Here is a 3348-nt window from a genome sequence, read left to right as displayed (position 1 = left end):
CGGCGTATGCGCTGGTCGCGCTGTTTATGCTGCTGCTGGCCAACCTGTTCCCTTTTATCTATATGAAAGTGGGCGGCATCAGTAGCGAAATAGAGCTGCTGGAAATTCCCAACGTACTGTTTACCGAGGATTACGCCAGTCTCGGGACTTTCTTTTTACTCTTTGTTCAATTAGTGCCGGCGTTTTGCCTGGTCACCATTTTGCTGCTGGTTAATCGGGTCAGAATGCCTGCCGGCCTGAAGACGTTCCTTGCGCGAATTCTCTTTCAACTGAAAACCTGGGGCATGGCGGAGATCTTTCTTGCCGGCGTGCTGGTGAGCTTCGTCAAGCTGATGGCCTACGGTGATATCGGCATCGGTCTGAGCTTTGTTCCCTGGTGTATGTTTTGCCTGCTGCAGTTACGTACTTTTCAGTGCGTCGACCGCCGCTGGCTATGGGATGATATTGCCCCCATGCCGGCCATTACCCAGCCGCTGAAGGTCGGGGTGACCGGTATCCGTCAGGGGCTGCGCTCCTGTGCCTGCTGTACGGCGGTGTTGCCGGTCGATCAGACCGTCTGCCCGCGCTGTAACAGTAAAGGAACGGCGCGGCGCAAAAATAGCCTGCAGTGGACGCTGGCGCTGCTGGTGACGTCATTTATCCTTTATCTCCCTGCCAACATTATGCCGATCATGATCACCGATCTGCTGGGCGATAAAATGCCATCGACCATTATGGCCGGGGTGATTTTACTGTGGAGCGAAGGTTCATATCCGGTGGCGCTGGTGATCTTTATCGCCAGTATTATGGTGCCGACGCTGAAGATGATCGCTATCGCCTGGTTATGCTGGAACGCCAACGGCAACGGCGCGCGAGATTCGGAGCGCATGCATCTGATCTATGAGGTGGTGGAATTTGTTGGCCGCTGGTCAATGATTGACGTTTTTGTCATCGCCGTGCTCTCTGCGCTGGTCCGCATGGGAGGGTTAATGAATATCTATCCAGCCATCGGCGCGGTCATGTTTGCGCTGGTGGTGGTGATGACCATGTTTTCAGCCATGACATTTGATCCCCGTTTACTGTGGGATCGTGAGCCAGATTCAAGCCATGAGGAAATACAACAACATGGAAAATAAGAGCGGAGAAGCGAAAGTGCAGAAGGTGAAGAACTGGTCACCGGTGTGGATCTTCCCTATCGTCACTGCGCTGATCGGGGCATGGATCCTGTTTTATCATTACAGCCATCAGGGGCCTGAGGTCACGCTGATCACCACCAATGCGGAAGGGATTGAAGGGGGAAAAACCCGGATCAAGAGCCGCAGCGTAGACGTTGGGGTGGTGGAGAGCGCGACGCTGACCGACGATCTCACCCACGTGGAAATCAAAGCCCGCCTCAATTCCGGGATGCAGAAGCTGCTGCACAACGATTCCGTCTTCTGGGTGGTAAAGCCGCAGGTTGGGCGCGAGGGGATCAGCGGTCTTGGGACATTGTTGTCCGGGGCCTATATTGAACTGCAGCCGGGAACGAAAGGTTCGGTGCCAGCGCAGTATCCGCTACTGGATTCTCCGCCGCTGGCCTCGCCGGATGCCAAGGGGATCCGTATTCTGCTGGAAAGCAGCAAGGCGGGCCAGCTGTCGCCGGGCGATCCGGTGTTGTTCCGCGGCTATCGCGTGGGGTCAGTGGAAACCAGCACCTTCGACACGCAGAAACGTCGTATAACTTACCAGCTGTTCATCAATGCGCCGAACGATCGCCTGGTGACCACCAACGTTCGTTTCTGGAAGGACAGCGGGATCGCTGTAGATTTGACCTCGGCGGGGATGCGCGTCGAGATGGGCTCGCTGTCGACGCTGTTTGGCGGCGGGGTGAGCTTCGATATTCCTGAAGGACTGGACCTCGGCGAGCCGGTGGCGAATAAAACGGAATACCATCTGTTTGACGATCAGAAGAGCATCCAGGATTCAGTCTTTACCGAGCATATCGATTACGTCATGTTCTTCAAAGACTCGGTTCGCGGCCTGCAGCCGGGCGCGCCGGTGGAGTTCCGCGGTATCCGTCTGGGCACCGTCGGCAAAGTGCCGTTCTTTATTCCGGGGCTGAAGCAGCGTTTGAACGATGACTATCGTATTCCAGTGGAAGTGCGGGTTGAACCGCAACGGCTGATTAATCAGCTTGGCGGCGATCCGAATATTCGCGCCCACATTGACGATCTGATCAACCGCGGACTGCGCGGCTCGCTGAAAACCGGTAACCTGGTGACCGGCGCGCTGTATATCGATCTCGACTTCTATCCGAAGGCGCCCCCGCGCGGGAAAATACAGGAGTTTAACGGCTATCCGATTATCCCGACCATCAGCGGTGGACTGGCACAGATCCAGCAGCGTCTGATGGATGCGCTGGATAAGATTAATAACCTGCCGATTAATCCGCTGCTGGAGCAGGCGACCAGCACCCTGGCGCAGAGCGAGAAGACGATGCAGCACGTGCAGACCACGCTGGATAATCTGAATAAGATCACCTCCAGCCAGTCAATGCAGCAGCTGCCCGCCGATATGCAGACGACGCTGCGTGAACTGAACCGTAGCATGCAGGGCTTCCAGCCGGGCTCTGCGGCCTACAATAAGATGGTGGCCGATATGCAGCGTCTGGATCAGGTGCTGCGTGAGCTGCAGCCGGTTCTGAAAACGCTAAATGATAAGAGCAATGCGCTGGTATTTGAGGCGAAGGATAAAAAAGATCCACAGCCGAAGGGAGCGAAATAATGAAAAAATGGTTACTGGCGGCAGCCGTATGCGTACTGACGGCGTGCAGTAGCGGCGGGGAAAGCAAGACATACTATCAGCTACCGGTTGTGCAGGGCGGCGCGCAGAGCGCCGCCAGTCAGGGGGCACGTCTGCTGTGGGTAGAGCAGGTCAGCATCCCGGATTATCTGGCGGGTAACGGGGTGGTCTATCAGACCACCGACGTGCAGTATGTGATCGCCAATAATAATCTGTGGGCCAGTCCGCTGGATCAGCAGCTGCGCACTACGCTGGTGGCAAATCTCAGCCAGCAGTTGCCCGGCTGGGTAGTGTCGTCCCAGCCGCTGGGGAGCGAGCAGGATACCCTCAACGTTGCGGTCAATGGCTTTCATGGTCGCTATGACGGGCGGGTTATCGTTAGCGGTGAGTGGCTGCTGAAGCATCAGGGACAGCTGATTAAGCGCCCGTTTAACATCGTCCTCAGGCAGGAACAGGATGGTTATGACGCGATGGTCAAGACCCTGGCGCAGGCGTGGAGCCAGGAGGCGGCTGCCATTGCCAGCGAGCTTAATCGTCTGCCATAAGTAAAATTCATCATAATGATCTGCCGCGCGGTTCACCTGGGCC

General features: G+C 56.3%; 3 protein-coding genes. All 3 read left to right on the top strand.

Annotation, left to right across the window (positions count from 1 at the left end; genetic code table 11):
* A partial coding sequence (pqiA, locus tag HMPREF9538_RS07575) for a membrane integrity-associated transporter subunit PqiA (protein ID WP_009485782.1) occupies window positions 1-1115 on the top strand: 1115 nt, incomplete at its 5' end.
* Window positions 1105-2742, top strand: a complete 1638-nt coding sequence (gene pqiB / locus HMPREF9538_RS07580; RefSeq protein ID WP_002898390.1) for an intermembrane transport protein PqiB — start codon at window positions 1105-1107, stop codon at window positions 2740-2742. The genes pqiA and pqiB, both read left to right, overlap by 11 nt.
* Window positions 2742-3305: a membrane integrity-associated transporter subunit PqiC gene (pqiC, locus tag HMPREF9538_RS07585; protein ID WP_002898392.1), complete on the top strand. Its 564-nt coding sequence runs from the start codon at window positions 2742-2744 to the stop codon at window positions 3303-3305. Before pqiB ends, pqiC begins: the two co-directional genes overlap by 1 nt.
* Window positions 3306-3348 lie beyond the last annotated feature (43 nt).

This window comes from Klebsiella sp. MS 92-3 (genome assembly GCF_000195655.1).
GTDB classification, from domain to species: Bacteria; Pseudomonadota; Gammaproteobacteria; order Enterobacterales; family Enterobacteriaceae; genus Klebsiella; species Klebsiella pneumoniae.
This window is presented reverse-complemented; position numbering and strand designations above follow the sequence as displayed.

Excerpts from the sequence above, each read along its gene's own strand:
- pqiC (WP_002898392.1), top strand. The coding sequence starts at position 2,742 with ATGAAAAAATGGTTACTGGCGGCAGCCGTATGCGTACTGACGGCGTGC.
- pqiB (WP_002898390.1), top strand. The coding sequence starts at position 1,105 with ATGGAAAATAAGAGCGGAGAAGCGAAAGTGCAGAAGGTGAAGAACTGG.